General features: G+C 66.7%; 17 protein-coding genes. 9 read left to right on the plus strand and 8 right to left on the minus strand.

What is annotated here, in order from left to right; translation table 11 throughout:
• Positions 1 to 139: 139 nt before the first annotated feature.
• From Q7514_RS20670 to Q7514_RS20690, 5 genes are all read right to left on the minus strand, one after another.
• The gene (locus Q7514_RS20670; protein WP_408016141.1) at positions 140 to 1,330 is read right to left on the minus strand and encodes a glycoside hydrolase family 1 protein; all 1,191 of its coding nucleotides are present in this window, start codon (positions 1,328 to 1,330) and stop codon (positions 140 to 142) included.
• Positions 1,331 to 1,337: 7 nt separating this feature from the next.
• The gene (locus Q7514_RS20675) at positions 1,338 to 2,459 is read right to left on the minus strand and encodes an alpha/beta fold hydrolase (protein WP_330135134.1); all 1,122 of its coding nucleotides are present in this window, start codon (positions 2,457 to 2,459) and stop codon (positions 1,338 to 1,340) included.
• 67 nt (positions 2,460 to 2,526) lie between these two features.
• Positions 2,527 to 2,967, minus strand: coding sequence for a hypothetical protein (locus Q7514_RS20680; RefSeq protein ID WP_330135135.1), 441 nt, complete (start codon positions 2,965 to 2,967; stop codon positions 2,527 to 2,529).
• A gap of 104 nt (positions 2,968 to 3,071) precedes the next feature.
• The gene (locus Q7514_RS20685; RefSeq protein WP_330135136.1) at positions 3,072 to 4,760 is read right to left on the minus strand and encodes a PHA/PHB synthase family protein; all 1,689 of its coding nucleotides are present in this window, start codon (positions 4,758 to 4,760) and stop codon (positions 3,072 to 3,074) included.
• 177 nt (positions 4,761 to 4,937) lie between these two features.
• The gene (locus tag Q7514_RS20690; protein ID WP_330135137.1) at positions 4,938 to 5,324 is read right to left on the minus strand and encodes a helix-turn-helix domain-containing protein; all 387 of its coding nucleotides are present in this window, start codon (positions 5,322 to 5,324) and stop codon (positions 4,938 to 4,940) included.
• A 151-nt stretch (positions 5,325 to 5,475) separates the two neighbouring features.
• On the opposite strand from Q7514_RS20690, the gene hisD reads away from it, so the two are divergent.
• The 8 genes from hisD (at position 5,476) to helR (ending at position 13,123) form a co-directional block, all read left to right on the plus strand.
• Complete coding sequence (gene hisD / locus Q7514_RS20695) at positions 5,476 to 6,798, plus strand: histidinol dehydrogenase (protein WP_330135138.1); 1,323 nt, start codon at positions 5,476 to 5,478, stop codon at positions 6,796 to 6,798.
• Entirely contained in the window at positions 6,795 to 7,925 is a 1,131-nt protein-coding gene (locus tag Q7514_RS20700; RefSeq protein WP_330135139.1) for a histidinol-phosphate transaminase, read from the plus strand. The genes hisD and Q7514_RS20700 overlap by 4 nt, the downstream gene beginning before the upstream one ends.
• On the plus strand, positions 7,922 to 8,536 hold the full coding sequence (gene hisB, locus Q7514_RS20705) for an imidazoleglycerol-phosphate dehydratase HisB (protein WP_330135140.1): 615 nt from the start codon (positions 7,922 to 7,924) through the stop codon (positions 8,534 to 8,536). The genes Q7514_RS20700 and hisB overlap by 4 nt, the downstream gene beginning before the upstream one ends.
• Before the next feature lie 3 nt (positions 8,537 to 8,539).
• The gene (locus tag Q7514_RS20710; RefSeq protein WP_330135141.1) at positions 8,540 to 8,695 is read left to right on the plus strand and encodes a hypothetical protein; all 156 of its coding nucleotides are present in this window, start codon (positions 8,540 to 8,542) and stop codon (positions 8,693 to 8,695) included.
• Positions 8,696 to 8,726: 31 nt separating this feature from the next.
• A complete protein-coding gene (locus Q7514_RS20715) occupies positions 8,727 to 9,857 on the plus strand; it encodes an MFS transporter (RefSeq protein ID WP_330135254.1) in 1,131 nt (376 codons plus the stop codon).
• Between the two features lie 10 nt (positions 9,858 to 9,867).
• Complete coding sequence (gene hisH, locus Q7514_RS20720) at positions 9,868 to 10,503, plus strand: imidazole glycerol phosphate synthase subunit HisH (RefSeq protein WP_330135142.1); 636 nt, start codon at positions 9,868 to 9,870, stop codon at positions 10,501 to 10,503.
• A 65-nt stretch (positions 10,504 to 10,568) separates the two neighbouring features.
• Positions 10,569 to 10,751, plus strand: a complete 183-nt coding sequence (locus Q7514_RS20725) for a hypothetical protein (protein ID WP_330135255.1) — start codon at positions 10,569 to 10,571, stop codon at positions 10,749 to 10,751.
• 152 nt (positions 10,752 to 10,903) lie between these two features.
• Positions 10,904 to 13,123: an RNA polymerase recycling motor ATPase HelR gene (gene helR, locus Q7514_RS20730; RefSeq protein WP_330135143.1), complete on the plus strand. Its 2,220-nt coding sequence runs from the start codon at positions 10,904 to 10,906 to the stop codon at positions 13,121 to 13,123.
• A gap of 19 nt (positions 13,124 to 13,142) precedes the next feature.
• On the opposite strand, the gene Q7514_RS20735 is transcribed toward helR, so the two are convergent.
• From Q7514_RS20735 to Q7514_RS20745, 3 genes are read right to left on the minus strand one after another with little or no spacing between them, the layout of a single operon-like run.
• A complete protein-coding gene (locus Q7514_RS20735) occupies positions 13,143 to 13,580 on the minus strand; it encodes a MaoC/PaaZ C-terminal domain-containing protein (protein WP_330135144.1) in 438 nt (145 codons plus the stop codon).
• Positions 13,577 to 14,023, minus strand: coding sequence for an FAS1-like dehydratase domain-containing protein (locus tag Q7514_RS20740; protein WP_330135145.1), 447 nt, complete (start codon positions 14,021 to 14,023; stop codon positions 13,577 to 13,579). Before Q7514_RS20740 ends, Q7514_RS20735 begins: the two co-directional genes overlap by 4 nt.
• On the minus strand, positions 14,011 to 15,042 hold the full coding sequence (locus Q7514_RS20745) for a helix-turn-helix transcriptional regulator (RefSeq protein WP_330135146.1): 1,032 nt from the start codon (positions 15,040 to 15,042) through the stop codon (positions 14,011 to 14,013). The genes Q7514_RS20740 and Q7514_RS20745 overlap by 13 nt, the downstream gene beginning before the upstream one ends.
• Before the next feature lie 61 nt (positions 15,043 to 15,103).
• Here Q7514_RS20745 and Q7514_RS20750 point away from each other — a divergent pair, with 61 nt between their 5' ends.
• Entirely contained in the window at positions 15,104 to 17,350 is a 2,247-nt protein-coding gene (locus Q7514_RS20750; protein WP_330135147.1) for an ATP-binding cassette domain-containing protein, read from the plus strand.
• Positions 17,351 to 17,393: the final 43 nt, after the last annotated feature.

Below are 17,393 nucleotides of genomic sequence, written 5' to 3' on the forward strand. Positions count from 1 at the left end.
CTCGCGTTACAGTGCGTCAAGTGAATGGCTTATTCGTGAAGTAAGAGTCCGCAATGTTCGAGGAGGGAGGAAGGGTGCTCGCAGCGCGGGGGCGGGCAGACCTGAGGGTGGGTGCGGTCACTCGGAACCGGTGGAGCGTTTACGAGAACCGGGTCTCGGCGATGATCGTCCGGTAGGTCTCGACCGCATCGGTCGGCCGCCGAGTGAGGTTCGAATCGGTCTGCACATCGACGCTGTACAGGCCGAATCGAGCTGTGTAGTCGCCCCACTCGTAGTTGTCGGTGAGGGACCAGTAGTTGTATCCGAACACCGGGGCGCCGTCGGCGATCGCACGACCCAGTGCGTCGACATGCTCACGCAGGTGCTGAGACCGGGTCCAGCCGTCCGCGCGCGGAGCCCCGTCGGCGGTGGCCATTCCGTTTTCCACGACGTAGAGGGGGACGCCCGGGTATCGATCGGCGTAGTCCATCAGAGCGTCGTACAGACCCTGCGGGTGCGGCACGACCGACGCGTAATCGCCCACAGCGGCGTGGATCGCCGTCGGATTCTGCAAGGTCACACCGTAGTAGTAGTCGACGCCGACGTAGTCGAGGCCGGTGCGGACCCGGTCGAGAAACCAGGTGTCGAGATAGGGCTGTGCACCGGGGATGTATGCGGCATTCGAGGTCACCAGCGCGTCCGGATCGGCACGGTGGATGGCCTGGTACGCGCCGTGATGAGCCTCGACCAGCCGATCGAACATGGCCGGCACCTCGGCCGGTGCGAGACCGCCGTTCGTCACCTCTTGCCACACATATTGACTGGGTTCGTTGAATGTCACCCACAGGGCGCCTGTGTCGGCGTAGCGCTCGGCGACCGTCTCGGCATGCGCGAGCCAGGAGCGCACCGTGCCGGGGTCGGACCAGCCGCCGCGGTCGGCGATCCAGCCCGGATATACCCAGTGATCGAGTGTGAGCATCGGCGTCATGCCATGGGCGCGGATCTCTCGCACGACGTCGTCGTAGTAGTCGAGTTCGGTGTCGTCCCATCCGTGCGGAGTGGACTGGATCCGCGCCCACTCCACGGAGATCCGGTAGACGTCGACTCCGAGTTCCGCCGCACGGGCGATGTCCTCGCGGTAGCGGTGCCGGAAGTCGACGGACGACCCGATCTGTTCGTGGGGTGGGCTGTTCGAGTACCGCAGCCAGTTGCTGTCGGGTGACGATCCCTCGGACTGGAACCCGGAACTCGCTACACCCCAGAGGAATTCGTGCGACTGTGCGTGAGCGGGTGGCGCCTGCGGGGCGCCCAGTGCTGCGGTGAGAACGAGCACCTGAAGGAGCGCTCTCACCGCAGCCTCACGAGACCGCGGCGAGTGATCGGGCGAACGGGGTCCACACGTCGGTCAGGGCTCGACGTCCGATGAACAACCCGATGTGGCCCGTGTCGGCGATCATCGCCACGATCTCCGAGGGCGGGGTGGACACGTGATCCGCCAGCGTCGTGACCTGCGTGGGCGTCGCGATCATGTCCGACCTGCCGGCGATCAGGTGCAACGGGCACGTGATCTTGGACAGGTCGACGACAGCGCCTTCGGCTTCGAGGGTGCCGGCGACGAGCTCGTTGCGGATGAACAGGTGCCTGATGATCCATTCGCGGAACGCGGCGGGAATCTCCTGCCGCCAGGTGAACCATCGCCGCTCGGCTTCCATACGGGACACCTCGTCCGGGTCGTCGAGGGCGCCGAGCAGGGCCATCGCCCGTTCGATCTCGCCGATCGGATCGGTGGACGGCAGACCTGAGGCCCGTGCGGTGTCGTAGAAGAGGTCGACCACCGAGGTCGCCGCGCCCGTCGGTGCATGCGCCAGTGCCGCGAGAGCGGGTTGCTCGGCGTGGAAATCGATGGGCGTGCCGGCCACGGTGAGTGTGTGCACTGCTTCGGGATGTAGCGCAGTGTAGATCGTGCCCAGCCATCCACCCTGGCTGTCACCCATGATGTTCACCTGGCCGCCGAGATGAGCGACGGCGTCAGCGATCACGGCGAGATGCTCGTCGATCGAGGCCGAGTCGGTAGCGGCACTCGCGGGAGTCCACTCGAGGCAATGCAGCCGGGTGAGACCTCCTGCTCGCAGCGCGTCGATCTGGCTGCGGCCGGGGGAGTGGTCGACGATGCACGAGTGGGTGCCGGCTTGGGGCGGAAGCAGTAGGGTGGGCACCGTTTCCCGGTCGGCGGCGTCGGGTGCACTGCAGTCGCGAAGGTTCGCGAGTGGCCATCGGAGGGGAACCGGCCATGCGTGCGCCCAGGACGGCGGCGTGGTATCCGTCAGGACCTCGTAGTAGCGACCGATGTCCGAAGCGATGGTCCAGGGTGTGAGGCCACGGCGCGCAAGGCCGAGGAGGTACGAGCTCCAACCGGCGATCGCCGCGACCCCGAGTCGAATCGGGGTCGCGGCGATCTGTGTATGCGTCACCGGGGTCATGTACCGCACCGTAGAACGCCGTTCGGGCGCGCGGGCGGAATTACGGTTCGCACGTCGCGATCGTGTCCTACTTGAGAAGGTCGCGTGCCGTGGTGGTAACGGTGCTGGTGAGCTCGCGCGCGAAGGACACCTGAGCCTTGGCGATGTCGGCGACCCACTCGACCGGGGTGGCCTCGGCGAACTTCTCCTGCAGGTCCAGGATGCTGCCGACGGCCTTCTCGTAGGTGTCGACACCGAGGTTGCCGCTCTGCTTGGCAGCCTCGACGAACTTTGCGTTGAACTCGTTGACGCGCTCGGTGGTCTCGTCGACGGTCTTGGTGAGATCGGCAGCTGCCTTTTCGGCAGCGGCGGTGGCGCTCGCCGTGAGCTTCTCGGCGGTCTTCTGAGCGGTCGCGGTGGCGTCGGCTGCGGCCTTGGTGGCAGCGTCCGTGGCCTTGGCGGCTGCGTCGGAAGCCTTGGCGGCGGTCTCGGTGGCCTTGGGGGCAGTGGTCTTGGCGGGAGCAGTCATGGGGTTACCCTTCGTTGAGCGCGGGATGGAGCGCTGTATGAGGTCGGTACGCCGCGAACGACGCTGTTAGCAGGTTAGCAATCTGAATGCTAACGCGCAATATTTCAGCTGAAGACGTAGGTCCCGGGGGCATCGCCGAGAACGGGATGGTCCTTGCTGCCCATCGACGGAGGTGAGGTCAGGGCGCCCGCGCGCTTCGTCGACCACACCGTCCAGTCCTCCCACCACGACGCAGCCGCGTGGCGAGTGGCCGTCTCGTGCCACGACTTCGGATCGGAGGGGAGTTCGGTCGGTTCGTCATCGGGGTCGCCGACCGCCTCGAACCAGGCCTTCGGGTTCGGCGGATTGACCGCGCCGGCAACGTGTCCGCCGCTCGTGAGTACATACCGCACGTCGCCGCCCAGCAGGTTCACTGCCTTGTACGACGACGTCCACGGCACGATGTGGTCGTTGATCGCACCCACGATGTAGGTGTCGCAGGTGACGTCCGCCAGATCGAGCACCGATCCGTCCAACTCGTACTTCTTCTCGGCGAGTTCGTTGCGCCCGTAGAGGGTTCGCAGGTAGTGCGAGTGCATCGCAGCCGGCATCCGAGTGCTGTCCTCGTTCCACGCCAGGATGTCGAACGCGGCCGGCTTCTCGCCCTTCATCCACCGCGATACCCAGTAGTTGAAGATCAGGTCCTTCGCGCGGATCATGTCGAAGGTGCCGCCCATCTCCGACCCGGACAGGAATCCCTGCCGGCTCATGCGGAATTCGACCCTGTCGAGAGTCGAGGGGTCGGTCAGCAGAGCCAATTCGCCGACCTCGCTGTAATCGAGGAGCGTGTTGAGCATGGTGAACGCGCTGATCCGCTTGTCGCCGATTGCGCCCATCTTCGCCGCTGCCATCGCGGCCACCGCGCCGCCGAGGCAGATCGAGAGCACCTCGATGCGAGGGGCGCCGGTGATCTCCTCGACCACATCCAGGGCGGTGGCGATGCCCAGCCGGTAATAGTCGTCCATCGTGATGTCCTGCATCGTCTCGTCCGGGTTGCGGTACGAGATCATGAACACCGTGCGATTGTGCTGGATCGCCCACTCCGCCAGGCTCCGGCCCGGGGCCAGATCGAGGATGTAGTACTTGTTGATCCATGGCGGTGCTGCCAGGATCGGGATCTCGTGGACCTTCTCGGTCTGCGGTGCGTACTGGATCACCTCGATCAGATCGTTGCGGAACACGACCTTGCCCGGGGTAGCCGCCATGTTCTCGCCGAGGGTGAACGCCTCACGGTCCACTTTCAGCGGAATTCCCTTGCGGTGCACAAGATCGTCCACGGCAAATTTGGCCCCACGGAACAGGCTTGCGCCACCGGTGTCGAGTGCGCGTACCAGCACACCCGGGTTGATCAAGAAATTCGACGGTGCAAGCGCATCGAACATCAGGTTCGCGAACTGGCGTGCCTTGGCGTCGGCCAGCGCATCCCCCTCGCCCGCGTCGACGATCTCGTCGACGAACTCGCGGGTGGCGAGGTAGCTCTGCAGCAACGAGAAGTACGCGGGATTCTCTTTCCAGGCCGCATCGGCGAACCGTCGATCCTTCGGATCGGGCGGCACCGGAGCCTGAGGGTCGCTCGCGCTCCACACGCGGGTCGCCGCCGCCGGAATGTGCGCGAGACGGTTGGCGTACTCCGTGGTCGCTTCGGCGATCGCACGCGGATTCTTCGCGGCACGGCCGGCGACGGACGCCACCGCCGGACCCCACCCGATGGGGTCGAGCGACGACGAGATCTTCTTCTGCAGATTGTTGAGCACCGGGGCAACTCCAGAACTGGGTCGAGTGGTTACCTCGAGGCTGACATCTCCGCAGCGGGCGCGCACCTTACCGCAAGGTACATGCCGAGTGCACGTTGGGTTGTGTGCGACCTGAACCTTCCTGACCTGCTCCCCAACCGTGAGTAAAGTCCCTGACCTGCGAAGATGTGAGTCTCCTCACTCGGCGTCGGAAATCGGGGATCCACCACCACGCCGGCGCTTTGCAACCGTGACCTCCCGGAAAGCCTCGTACATCTCCTCCAGAGATCGCCGCTGGGCATTCGTCAGATCCGGATCCTCGCGAAGTGCCTTGGTCACCGCCGATTCCCCGTCGGTCTCCGGCGTCACCTGCGACACCAGTGCGTCCGCCGATACATGCAATTGCTCCGCAATCGCGTGGAGGACCCGATCGCTCGGCGCCCGCAGGTTCCGCTCGATCTGCGACAGATACGGATTCGAGATTCCCACCATCGACGCCAGCTGGCGCATCGGGAGTTCCGCAAGTTCGCGCTGACGTCGGATGAGTTCGCCCAGAGTTGTCGGGCGCTCGTCGTCCTGCTTCATGAGGCCAGCATAAGGTCGGTGCCGACCGGAATCGGCCCGTCCGGTGAGAGGGCGGTGAGAGCGACACGGCCGGGGCGCACCCGCGTGTGGTCAACCATCCACTATCGCGGATAATAGGGGGCGTTCCCTGATCAGCGAGAGAGGACAGCTCATGCTTGCCCGCACCGACCTGCGCGGTCGTACTCCCACCACTGCGGAGCTGAGGGGCGCACTGCCCCGCGGCGGAGTGGACGTGGACGCGGTGCTGCATCACGTTCGTCCCGTCGTCGACGATGTCCGCGACCGCGGTGCCGAGGCTGCGCTCGACTACTGCGAGAAGTTCGACGGCGTACGACCCGACAGTGTCCGCGTGCCTGCCGCCGAACTCGAGCGAGCCCTCGCCGAGATCGACCCCGCGGTACGCGCGGCGCTCGAGGTTGCCATCGAACGCACCCGTAAGGTGCACGCCGACCAGCGACGCACCGACACCGTCACCGAGGTGGTGCCCGGCGGCACCGTCACAGAACGCTGGGTACCGGTCGACCGGGTCGGACTGTACGTCCCGGGCGGAAACGCGGTCTACCCGTCGTCCGTCGTCATGAACGTCGTCCCGGCGCAGGCCGCGGGCGTCGAGTCGCTCGTGATCGCCTCGCCGCCCCAGAAGGACTTCGGCGGCCTGCCACACCCGACCATTCTCGCGGCCGCCGCCTTGCTCGGCGTCGACGAAGTGTGGGCGGTCGGCGGCGGTCAGGGTATCGCGCTGCTGTCCTACGGCGGCACCGATACCGACGGCGCCGAACTCGCCCCCGTCGACATGATCACCGGCCCCGGCAACATCTACGTCACCGCCGCCAAGCGGCTGTGCCGATCGGTGGTCGGTATCGACGCAGAGGCAGGCCCCACCGAGATCGCGATCCTCGCCGACCACACAGCCGACGCCGTGCACGTGGCCGCCGACATGATCAGCCAGGCCGAACACGACGTCATGGCCGCCTCCGTCCTCGTGACCACGAGCCCCGAACTCGCCGACGCCGTCGACACCGCGCTCGCCGCACAACTCGAACTCACCAAGCACCGCGAACGCGTCGCCACTGCACTGTCCGGAAGCCAGTCCGGCACCGTGCTGGTCGACGACATCGCTCAGGGCCTGAACGTGGTCAACGCCTACGCGGCCGAACACCTCGAGATCCAGACGGAGAACGCGTCGGACGTCGCCGCACAGGTTCGGGCCGCCGGAGCGATCTTCGTCGGTCCGTGGGCTCCGGTCTCACTCGGCGACTACTGCGCAGGCTCGAACCACGTACTCCCCACCGCCGGCTGCGCGCGGCACCAGTCCGGGCTGAGCGTGCAGACCTTCCTGCGAGGAATCCACGTCGTCGAGTACAACGAGGCAGCCCTGAAGGATGTGTCCGGCCACGTGATCACTCTTGCGAACGCCGAGGATCTGCCCGCACACGGCGAAGCCGTGCGACTGCGCTTCGAGGCTCTCAAGTGAACGCGGCGATCCCGGGCGGCGCAATCACACTCGACGATCTGCCGCTGCGCCAGAACCTGCGTGGCAAATCGCCCTACGGCGCTCCGCAACTGACGGTGCCGGTCCAGCTCAACACGAACGAGAACCCGCACCCGCCGACGAAGGCACTCGTCGACGACGTCGCAGAATCGGTTCGTGAGGCAGCGGCACAACTGCACCGCTATCCCGACCGCGACGCCGTCGCCCTGCGCACCGACCTCGCCGCGTACCTCACTCGGCAGACCGGCATCACAGTTGGTCTCGAGAATGTCTGGGCGGCAAACGGATCCAACGAGGTGCTGCAGCAGATCCTGCAGGCGTTCGGCGGACCCGGCCGCAGCGCAATGGGATTCGTGCCGTCGTATTCGATGCACCCGATCATCGCCGACGGAACACAGACCGAATGGCTACCCACCTACCGGCGCGACGACTTCACCCTCGACATCGAGGCCTCCGTTGCCGCGATCCGCGACCGGCAGCCCGACGTCGTGTTCGTCACGAGCCCCAACAATCCGACGGGCCACAGCATCCCGCTCGATGAGCTGCGCCCTGTCCTCGACGCAGCTCCGGGCATCGTGATCGTCGACGAGGCATATGCCGAGTTCTCTGCCGTGCCGAGTGCGCTCGCGCTGATCGACGAGTACCCGGCGAAGATCATCGTTTCGCGCACCATGAGCAAGGCTTTCGCTTTCGCTGGTGGTCGGCTCGGCTACCTCGCCGCGGCCCCGGCGGTGATCGACGCGTTGCTGTTGGTTCGTCTGCCGTACCACCTGTCGGTGATCACGCAGGCCGCCGCCAGGGCAGCACTGCGGCACGCCGACGCCACACTCGGCTCGGTTGCCGAACTCGCCGCGCAACGCGACCGCGTCGCAGCCGAACTGACCCGGGTCGGATACCAAGTGGTCCCGTCGGACTCCAACTTCATCCTGTTCGGCCGCTTCGCAGACGCCGCCACCACATGGCAGCGGTACCTCGACCACGGCGTCCTGATCCGGGACGTCGGCATCCCGGGGTACTTGCGCACCACGATCGGACTCGCACACGAGAACGACGAACTTCTGCGGGTCAGTGAGATACTCGCCGCAACCGAAATCGAGGCAACCCGATGAGCGACCGCATCGCCAAGGTCGAACGCACCACGAGAGAATCGAGCATCACCGTCGAGGTGAACCTCGACGGCAGTGGACGCACCGACATCGCGACGGGAATTCCGTTCTACGACCACATGCTCAACGCGCTCGGTCAGCACGGCTCGTTCGACCTGACCGTGCACGCCCAGGGCGACGTCGAGATCGAAGCGCACCACACCGTCGAGGACACCGCGATCGTGCTGGGGCAGGCGTTCAACGAGGCTCTCGGCGACAAGCGTGGAATACGCCGATTCGGCGACTGCTTCATTCCGATGGACGAGACCCTCGCGCACGCGTCCGTCGACGTCTCAGGACGACCGTACTGCGTGTTCACCGGCGAACCCGACTATATGGTGCATTCGGTGATCGGCGGCTACCCGGGCGTGCCCTACTCGACCGTCATCAACCGGCACGTGTTCGAATCCTTCGCATTCCACGCGCGCATCGCACTACACGTGCGCGTGCTCTACGGCCGCGATCCGCATCACATCACCGAGGCCGAGTTCAAGGCTGTTGCACGCGCACTGCGTGAGGCCGTCGAACCGGATCCGCGGGTAACCGGTGTGCCGTCGACCAAGGGCAGTCTGTAAGCGATGGATGTTCTCGTCACCTACGCCTGTTTCATCGTTGCGGGGATCACGGCCGGCGGCACCTGGTCGATGTGGAAGTCCCGGAATCTGCTGTTCGCGGGAGTTCTCCTTGCGATCACGGTGCTCGCCGTGATCGCGGGTGTACTCAGGTTGATCTGACGTGACACAAGACAGTCCGGCACTGCTCAGAGTGCGCGGGCTTCCCGCGGCATGGGTGCTGGCCGCCGCAGCGTTCGGCGGATTCTCCCTGCTGCTGCCCGTCGTGCCCTGGGCCATCGCCGAAGCCGGCGGATCCGACACGCTCGCCGGGTCGGTGACGGCGGTGTTCATGCTCACCACGGTTCTCACTCAGATCGCCATGCCGCGCCTGATGCGGACGTACGGTCACCGTGCCACGCTCATCGCCGGCTGCCTGCTGCTCGGTCCGCCGTCGTTGCTGTTCCTCTTGTCGATGGCTCCGGCCGCCGTCGTCGGGATCTCCGCGGTGCGCGGGATCGGATTCGGCATGATCACCGTCGCTGCGTCCGCACTCGTGGGCGAACTCGCACCTCCACGCCTGCTGGGCCGGGCGACGGGGGCGCTCGGCGTCGGGATCGCCGCGTCGCAGATGATCGGCTTGCCCGCCGGCCTGGCGATCTCTGAACGCTTCTCCACCACGCCGGTGTTCATCCTCGGCGCGATCGTCACCTCGGCTGCTCTCGTCGCGGCGTTCCGGCTGCCGCAGACACCGAAGCGCGCTGCCACACCGAGCGGCCGCATCCCGCTGCGGGTGCTGCTGTTCCCGATGGTGGCGGTCGGAGCGGGAGCCATCGCCTACGGCGGACTGACCTCACTCCTGCGCATTGCCGTCGCCGATCTCCCCGTCCCGACCGCTCTGGCCGTGCTCAGCGCGTCTACGCTCGTCGGACGTTTCGGCGCGGGTGCCCTCGCGGACCGCTTCGGTGCGGGCAGGATGCTGCCCGTCGGCCTCGGTCTCGCCGCGGTGGCGATGGTGCCGTTCGCTCTCATCGCCGACGACCGAGCGGGCGCGGGCGCCCTGATCGGAGCCTCGGTGTGCTTCGGGCTCGGCTTCGGCATCGTACAGAACGAGGCACTGCTCGTCGCGTTCCGGCGCGCCGGCTCCGAGCACATCGGATCCGCGAGTGCCGCATGGAACATCGGCTTCGACGCAGGCACCGGCGCCGGATCCTTCGCGCTCGGCGCAGTGGCCGCCGCATCCGGATACCCGGCGGCCTTCGCGGTCGCCGCGCTGCTGGTCCCCACGCTCCCATTGCTCGCGCGGCTCGCCGGCCCGTCCGAACGTCCCCGTCCCTCCACATAGAATCGACACCATGAGCGCAACCACGGTGGCCGTCCTCGACTACGGCTCGGGAAATCTCCACTCCGCGACCCGGGCACTGGCCCGCACCGGCGCACAGGTCGAGGTCACCTCGGACCCCGAGGTCGCGCTCGCGGCCGACGGCCTCGTCGTCCCCGGCGTCGGTGCATTCGACGCGTGCATGCGAGGCCTGAGCAGTGTCGGCGGCGAGAAGATCATCGGTACCCGGCTGGCCGGGGGGCGCCCGGTACTCGGCATCTGCGTCGGCATGCAGATCCTGTTCGAGAAGGGCGTCGAACACGGCATCGAGACCGAAGGCTGCGGCGAATGGCCCGGTACCGTCGAGCGTCTCGACGCCCCCGTTCTGCCCCACATGGGCTGGAACACCGTCGAGGCGGCGAAGGACTCCGTCCTGTTCGCCGGAATGGACGCCGACACGCGTTTCTACTTCGTCCACACCTACGCGGCGCAGACGTGGGAACTGCCCGAACCCGAACGACTCGCACCGCCACGCCTGACCTGGGCCGAGCACGGCAGCAGGTTCCTTGCCGCGGTCGAGAACGGTCCGCTCTCGGCGACGCAGTTCCACCCCGAGAAGTCCGGTGACGCCGGTGCCGTCCTGTTACGGAACTGGGTGGGCTCCTTGTGAACGTCCCCGACGAGGGCACCCGACCCGATGAGCCGACCGGCGACCTGTCGATCGGCAAACTCGCGATGTCCGCGCTCGGTGCCGCCGCGGCGGTGCTGCTCGTCGCCACCCTCGTCATCGTGGTGCTGAAACCCGAACCGGTGATCGGTCTGATCGTGGCCCTCGTCGGAGTGGCCGGCGCAATTGCCGTGATGGGGATCGTGTCGAAGCGGATGACGCGGAAAGCGTTCGGTCCGGAAAAGAAATAGGACCTGGTTCCCGCCGCCAGGTCCTTCCCTCTTCAACATATATCGCACCCGGGGGCTTGCGGCAAGACCCCGGGTATCCCCCAGAATCATCCTCCTGGCCGGATCCGTGCACGTCACGGTTGTGCCCGGCCGGGAGAGGGGAAGAAATCTTCATGACGCTCGACGACACACACACGACTCGACACGAACAGCAGGAGAAGCAGGACCACGAAAAGGAACTACAGTCCGAACAGCGGTACGTGGCACGGCTCCACGCGCAGCTCGATTCGGAACGGGCCGCAGCGAAGGCACGATACGACGCGGCGCTGGGTGACAGCGGGCACTCACCCATGGAACGCGACGTCGAGGTGCGCGCGCAGGCCCGGGCGATCGCACGATTGGACGTGGCAGACGCCGGACTGTGCTTCGGACGGCTGGACGCAGCGTCGGGCGAGCGCTCATACATCGGCAGGATCGGGCTCCTCGACGAGGCGAACGACTACGAGTCGCTGCTGCTCGACTGGCGGGCACCGGCTGCACGGCCGTTCTATGTGGCAACCGCGGCGAATCCCGAAGGCATGCGTCGACGCCGCCAGTTCCACACCCGTGGACGGGAGATCGTCGACTTCACCGATGAATCACTCGGGCATCCGTCGGACGACGACACCGGAGACTCGGCCCTGCTCGCCGCGGTCACCGCGCCGCGCGGCGACGGCATGCGCGACATCGTCGCGACGATTCAGGCCGAACAGGACGAGATCATCCGACTCGACCACCCGGGCGTGCTCGTGATCGAGGGAGGGCCCGGCACCGGCAAGACGGTAGTGGCGCTGCATCGTGTCGCCTACCTGCTCTACACCCAGCGCGAACGGATGGAGCGCCACGGCGTGCTCGTCGTCGGACCCAACCCGGAGTTCCTGCAGCACATCGGGCGCGTGCTGCCGTCGCTCGGTGAGACCGACGTGGTGTTCACGACCACGGGAGACCTGGTTCCCGGACTGCACGTCACCGCGGAGGACGCGCCGGACGTGGCGCGGCTCAAGGGGTCGTCGACAATTCTCGACGTGCTCGCCGCAGCGATCGCCGACAGGCAACAGCAGCCGCAAGACCCGATCATGATCGAATTGGCCGACGTCACGGTGCGTATCGACGCCGGGACCGCCGAATGGGCGATCGACGAAGCGCGGGCGAGCGGACTGCCGCACAACGAGGCACGCGCGGTCTTCGCCGACATCGTCACGTGGGTGCTCACCGAACGGGCCATCGCACGGATCGGCCGCGGATGGCTGGACCGGTCCGACAAGCAGGCATGGGAGGACATGCGCTCGGACCTGAGCGTCGAACTCGAAGAGCACGAACGGTTTACGACCGCGTTGGACGAACTCTGGCCGATCATGACGCCGGAGGAGTTGTTGGCGCAGCTCTACACGTCGGAGGCACGGCTGCGCGCAGCCGGTGCCGATAGTGCGCTGTGGCGCGCGGACGGCCACGCATGGACGGTCTCCGACGTACCGCTGCTCGACGAACTCGTCGACCTCCTCGGACGTACCGGCCCCGTCGACGACAGCGCGGAACGCGAACTCGCGGCCGAGGCCGACTACGCAGCCGGAGTGCTGGACGTCCTGGTGAACCGTGAAGACCACATGGACGACGAGGACCACCTGTTCGCGCAGGACATGCTCTACGGCTCCGATCTGGCGGGTCGTTTCGCCGAGCGTGACACCCGCGACCTCGCCGAACGCGCTGCAGCGGATCGGGAATGGACCTACCGGCACGTCGTCGTCGACGAAGCTCAGGAACTGTCCGAGATGGACTGGAGAGTGCTGATGCGTCGCTGTCCGGGGCGATCCTTCACGATCGTCGGTGATCTCGCTCAGCGTCGATCGGCGGCGGGGGCGACGTCGTGGGGCGAGATGCTCGAGCCGTACGTCCCCGGACGGTGGATGTACCGATCGTTGACCGTGAACTACCGGACACCCGCCGAGATCATGGAGGTCGCGGCGAGTGTGCTTGCCGAGTTCGCACCCGGCGTCGCGCCGCCGGAATCGGTCCGTGCCTCGGGTTCGGCGCCCTGGGCGAGACTCGTGAACGGTGACGAATCAGGGCTCGCTGTAGAAGAATTCGTGAGGGACGAAGCCCTCATGGAAGGGACGAGCGTCGTGATCGGTCCGCCGGACGTCCCCGGCGCGGTGCTGCCCTCGGAGACCAAGGGTCTCGAATTCGACGCGGTCCTCGTCGTCGAACCCGAACGGATCCTCGCCGAGGGACCGCGCGGGGCAGCGGAGTTGTATGTTGCGCTGACCCGTGCCACCCAGCGTCTCGGGGTCCTGCACCGCGCACCGTTGCCGGAGATCCTGTCCGGTCTCACGGACAGGACTCCGCTCACGCGGTGAACCGGGACCGGGGCTCGGATCAGGGCGAAAATCGGACCTGGGCCTGTGTCTTCCCGAGGACGGTGCGGCCCTCGTAGCTCACCGTGATGTCGATCCGCGCCGTGTGTCCGTCGGGGTCGAGTCGGGCGACCTTGGCGGAGACCGACAGGGTCGCGCCGTCGACCGGGTCGACGACCACTGGTCGCGTGAACCGTGTCTCGTACGAGATCACCGCGGTGGGATCGCCGATCCAGTCCACCACCACCTGCAGCGCCAGGGCTGCAGTGAACATCCCGTGCGCGAGCACCCCGGGGAGGCCGACCTCGGCTGCGGTGACGTCGTTGTAGTGGATCGGATTCAAATCGACCGATGCGCCCGCATAGCGCACCAGGTCGTCGCGGGTGATTCTCGGTTCGGCCTTGGCGACGACGGCACCGACCTCGAGGTCGCCGAACGCGCGGCGGGTGGGCAGGCTCATGCGTCACCCCGATGCAGGAAACTCGAGGTCACCGTCGCGACCGGTGCACCGGTCGCGTCGCAGACTTCGCAGATCGTCGAGAGGAAGGAATTACCCGCGCGCTCGGACACGTCGACGATGGTCAACGTGGTCGACAGGTCGTCGCCTGCGACGATGGGCCGGCGGTATTCGATCTTCTCCGAACCGTGGACGACCCGGTGCAGCTCGATGCCGGTGCCGGGGGACTCCATCAGCTGGGTCACGGCCGGACCCAGCACCACGGTGCTGAAGGTCGGTGGTGCGACCACATCGGCGAACCCGGCTGCGCGGGATGCCTCGACGTCATGATGGAGCGGGTTCGTCGAGCGCACGGCGCGGGCGAATTCACGGATCTTCTCGCGGCCGACGAGATAGTTCGTCGGTGGGAAGACCCGACCTGCGAGATCAGGGTTCAGTGGTGCCATCCGCCGAGCTTATCGGGCCGCAAGGCCGGGTCGGTGCGGGAATCGTCCGTTGCGGCAGACAATCGCTGCGCGAACAGCCGGCACGAGCGTAGAAGCGCCTCGCTGCCATCGATCCTGAAGTCGGCATCGACGAAGGCCAGGACGAGGACGAGCCACTGCCACGAGTCCACATCGAGGCCGACAGCGGTGTGATCGTCGTTCGCGGAGCGGATCCGAGCGTCCTGGAACTTCAGTGTGTCGACGACGTGCTCGGCCGGCGCATCGACCAGCAGATGCACCGTTTCCTTACCTCGGCTGAAGTTCTGGCGAAGGTATTCCGACGCCGAGTCGGCCGGTAGATCCCGTATCGGGTAGCGGTGGCCGGTACGGACCGGTTCGTGCACGCGGTCGACCCGGAAGACGCGCCAGTCCTTGCGGCGGGTGTCCCAGCCCAACAGGTACCAGCGCAGGAGATGGTGGATCTGGCGGTACGGGTCGACGCGTCGCTCGGTGGTGTTCCCCGCTGCGTCGACATAGCGGAAGGTGATCGTCTCCCGGTGCGTGATGGCCTCGGCGATAGTGCTCAGGTGCTGTGCGGTCACCGTCGGTGCCTGCTGGGGGCTGGTCTCCAGTCCGGCACGGATCGCGGTGAGCAGCGGGCGGAGTCGAGTGGGAAGGAACTGGTCGAGTTTGCCGTACGCGCGGGTCGCGGCATCGTCGATGCCGTTCGGCGCGGCATCGACGATGCCACCTTCCGCGGGCCCCACAGCGGCGAGTGCGGCGAGTGCCAGCAGTGTGGCGACGGCCTCGTCGTCGTCGAGAACGAGCGGTGGCATCGTTCGCCCGGCGGCGAGTCGGTAGAAACCGCCGGGGCCGGGCTGTGTCTCGACCGGGTACCCGTACCCGCGAAGACGGTCGACGTCGCGGCGCACCGTCCGCGGACTGACTTCGAGCCGGCGTGCGAGTTCGTCGCCGCCGATCGCGCGACCGGTCTGCAGGAGAGACAGCAGCGCGAGCATCCGTTCCGTCACATCGGCCATCTCCCGATTCTTCCCGAAAATGCGGTCAGGATCCGGCCGCATCCGGTCGTACCGTCGACGTATGGCACCAACGCGACACATCACCGTCCGCCGGGCACACACCAACAACCTGGCCGACCTCGACCTCGACATCCCGCGGCACCGGCTGGTCGTCGTCGTCGGGGTGTCCGGCTCGGGCAAATCGTCGCTGGTGTTCGACACGATCGCCGCCGAGGCGGGATACCAGCTGGGCGAGACGTTCCCGCCGTTCACCAGGAACCGACTGCCGAAATGGAGCCGGCCCGACGCCGAACACATCGCGGGTCTGACCCCTGTCATCGTCATCGATCAGCGCAGGATCGGCGGAAACGCCCGTTCGACCGTCGGCACCATCACCGATACCTGGACCTACTTGCGATTGCTGTACTCGCGCATCGGGACACCGCACGTGGGCGAATCGAATTGCTTCTCGTTCAACGACCCCGCGGGAATGTGTCCCACCTGCTCGGGACTGGGGGAAGTCGTCGCCAGTGCGGTCGAACGCTTCCTGGACCTCGACAAGTCGCTCGCCGACGGCGGCATCGTGCTCCCGGGCTTCGGCCACGGTGGGTACTGGTACTCGTTGTACGCCGATATCGGCACGTTCGACGCTCGAACCCCGCTCCGGCAATGGAGCGAGGCCGAACGCAACGCACTCTTGTACGGCGGTGAGGCCGCGGCGAAGCTGGGCCGCAGGACGCCGAAGGAGTACGAGGGCGTCGTCCCGCGATTCGAACGCATCTACCTGCACACCTCCGACAATCTGTCCGAACGCAAACAAGACACCATCCGCCGCTTCACGAGATCGCAGACCTGTCCCGAATGCGACGGCGACCGGCTGAACAAAGCCGCCCGCACCGCGGTCTTGCTCGGCCGCACCCCCGGCGAGATGTCCCGCCTCGAGGTCGCCGAACTCCTCGACCTCGTCCGCACCATCGATTCCGCCCACGTCGCGCCGGTGGTCACCGCGCTGACAGAACGGCTCGACGCCATGGTGAAGATCGGACTCGGGTACCTGACGCTCGCTCGCCCGACCACGAGCCTGTCCGGCGGCGAATCCCAGCGCATCAAGACGGTCCGACACCTCGGATCGAGCCTGACCGAGATGACCTACGTGGTCGACGAACCGACGGTGGGGCTGCACCCGAGCGATGTCGAGTCGATGGTCGAACTGCTCGAACACCTCTGCAGGAGTGGTAACAGTGTGCTGGTCGTCGAACACGATCCCGCGGTGATGGCCCGGGCGGACGAGGTGATCGAGATCGGTCCGGGCGCCGGCGCGGCCGGTGGCCGACTCGTGTTCCAAGGGACATTCGACGACCTGCGCCGCGCCGACACTCCGACCGGACGTGTCTTGCGTCGACGAGCACTACCCGAGCGTGCACCACGGCCCGCGACCGGGTCCCTCACCGTCGCCGACGCACGACGCAACAATCTGCAGCATCTCACCGTGCAGATCCCCAGGGGCGTGATGACCGTGCTCACCGGCGTTGCGGGATCCGGGAAGTCCAGTCTTGCTACGGAACTCGTCGACCAACACGAGGCAATCGTGATCGACCAGAAGCCTGTGAGCACCAACCGGCGTTCCACCCCGATCACCTACACCGGTATTGCACCCGCGATCCGGAGACTGTTCGCGCGCCGCAACGACGTGCCCGCGAGTCTGTTCAGTGCCAACTCCGACGGCGGGTGCCCAGACTGCAAGGGCACCGGCGTGATCTACACCGATCTCGCGTTCATGGAGGGCCAGGAAGTCGTGTGCGAGACATGCCACGGACGCCGATACACACCCGAGGTCCTCGCGCACACAGTCGACGGGCTGTCCATCGCGGACGTGGACGACCTGACCGTCGAGCAGGCCGTTTCCCGATTGCCCGACAAGGGTATCGCCCGTGCGCTGGAACAGCTCGCGGCGGTCGGCCTGGGCTATCTGCGCCTGGCGCAGTCGTTGAGCACGCTCTCGGGAGGGGAATGCCAACGAGTCAAGATCGCCAAGGAACTGCGGGAGGTGGCACAGACCACCACCTATGTCCTCGACGAACCGACCACCGGGCTGCACATGAGCGACATCGACGCCTTGCTGCACGTTCTCGACAGGCTCGTCGAGTTGGGGAACGATGTGGTGGTCATCGAGCACAACCTCGACGTCATCCGCCGTGCCGACTGGCTGATCGACCTCGGCCCCGGGCCCGGCCGACACGGTGGGACGGTCCTGTTCGAGGGACACGTGGCCGACTACACCGGATACGACACGCCTACGTGTCGTGCACTGGCGGACGCCTCTGAGTGAGCACCGGCGTGTCCGCGTCGATGACGCCGGGCCCGGTGGCGGT

Source organism: Rhodococcus artemisiae (assembly GCF_036327795.1).
Classification (GTDB): Bacteria; Actinomycetota; Actinomycetes; order Mycobacteriales; family Mycobacteriaceae; genus Rhodococcus; species Rhodococcus artemisiae.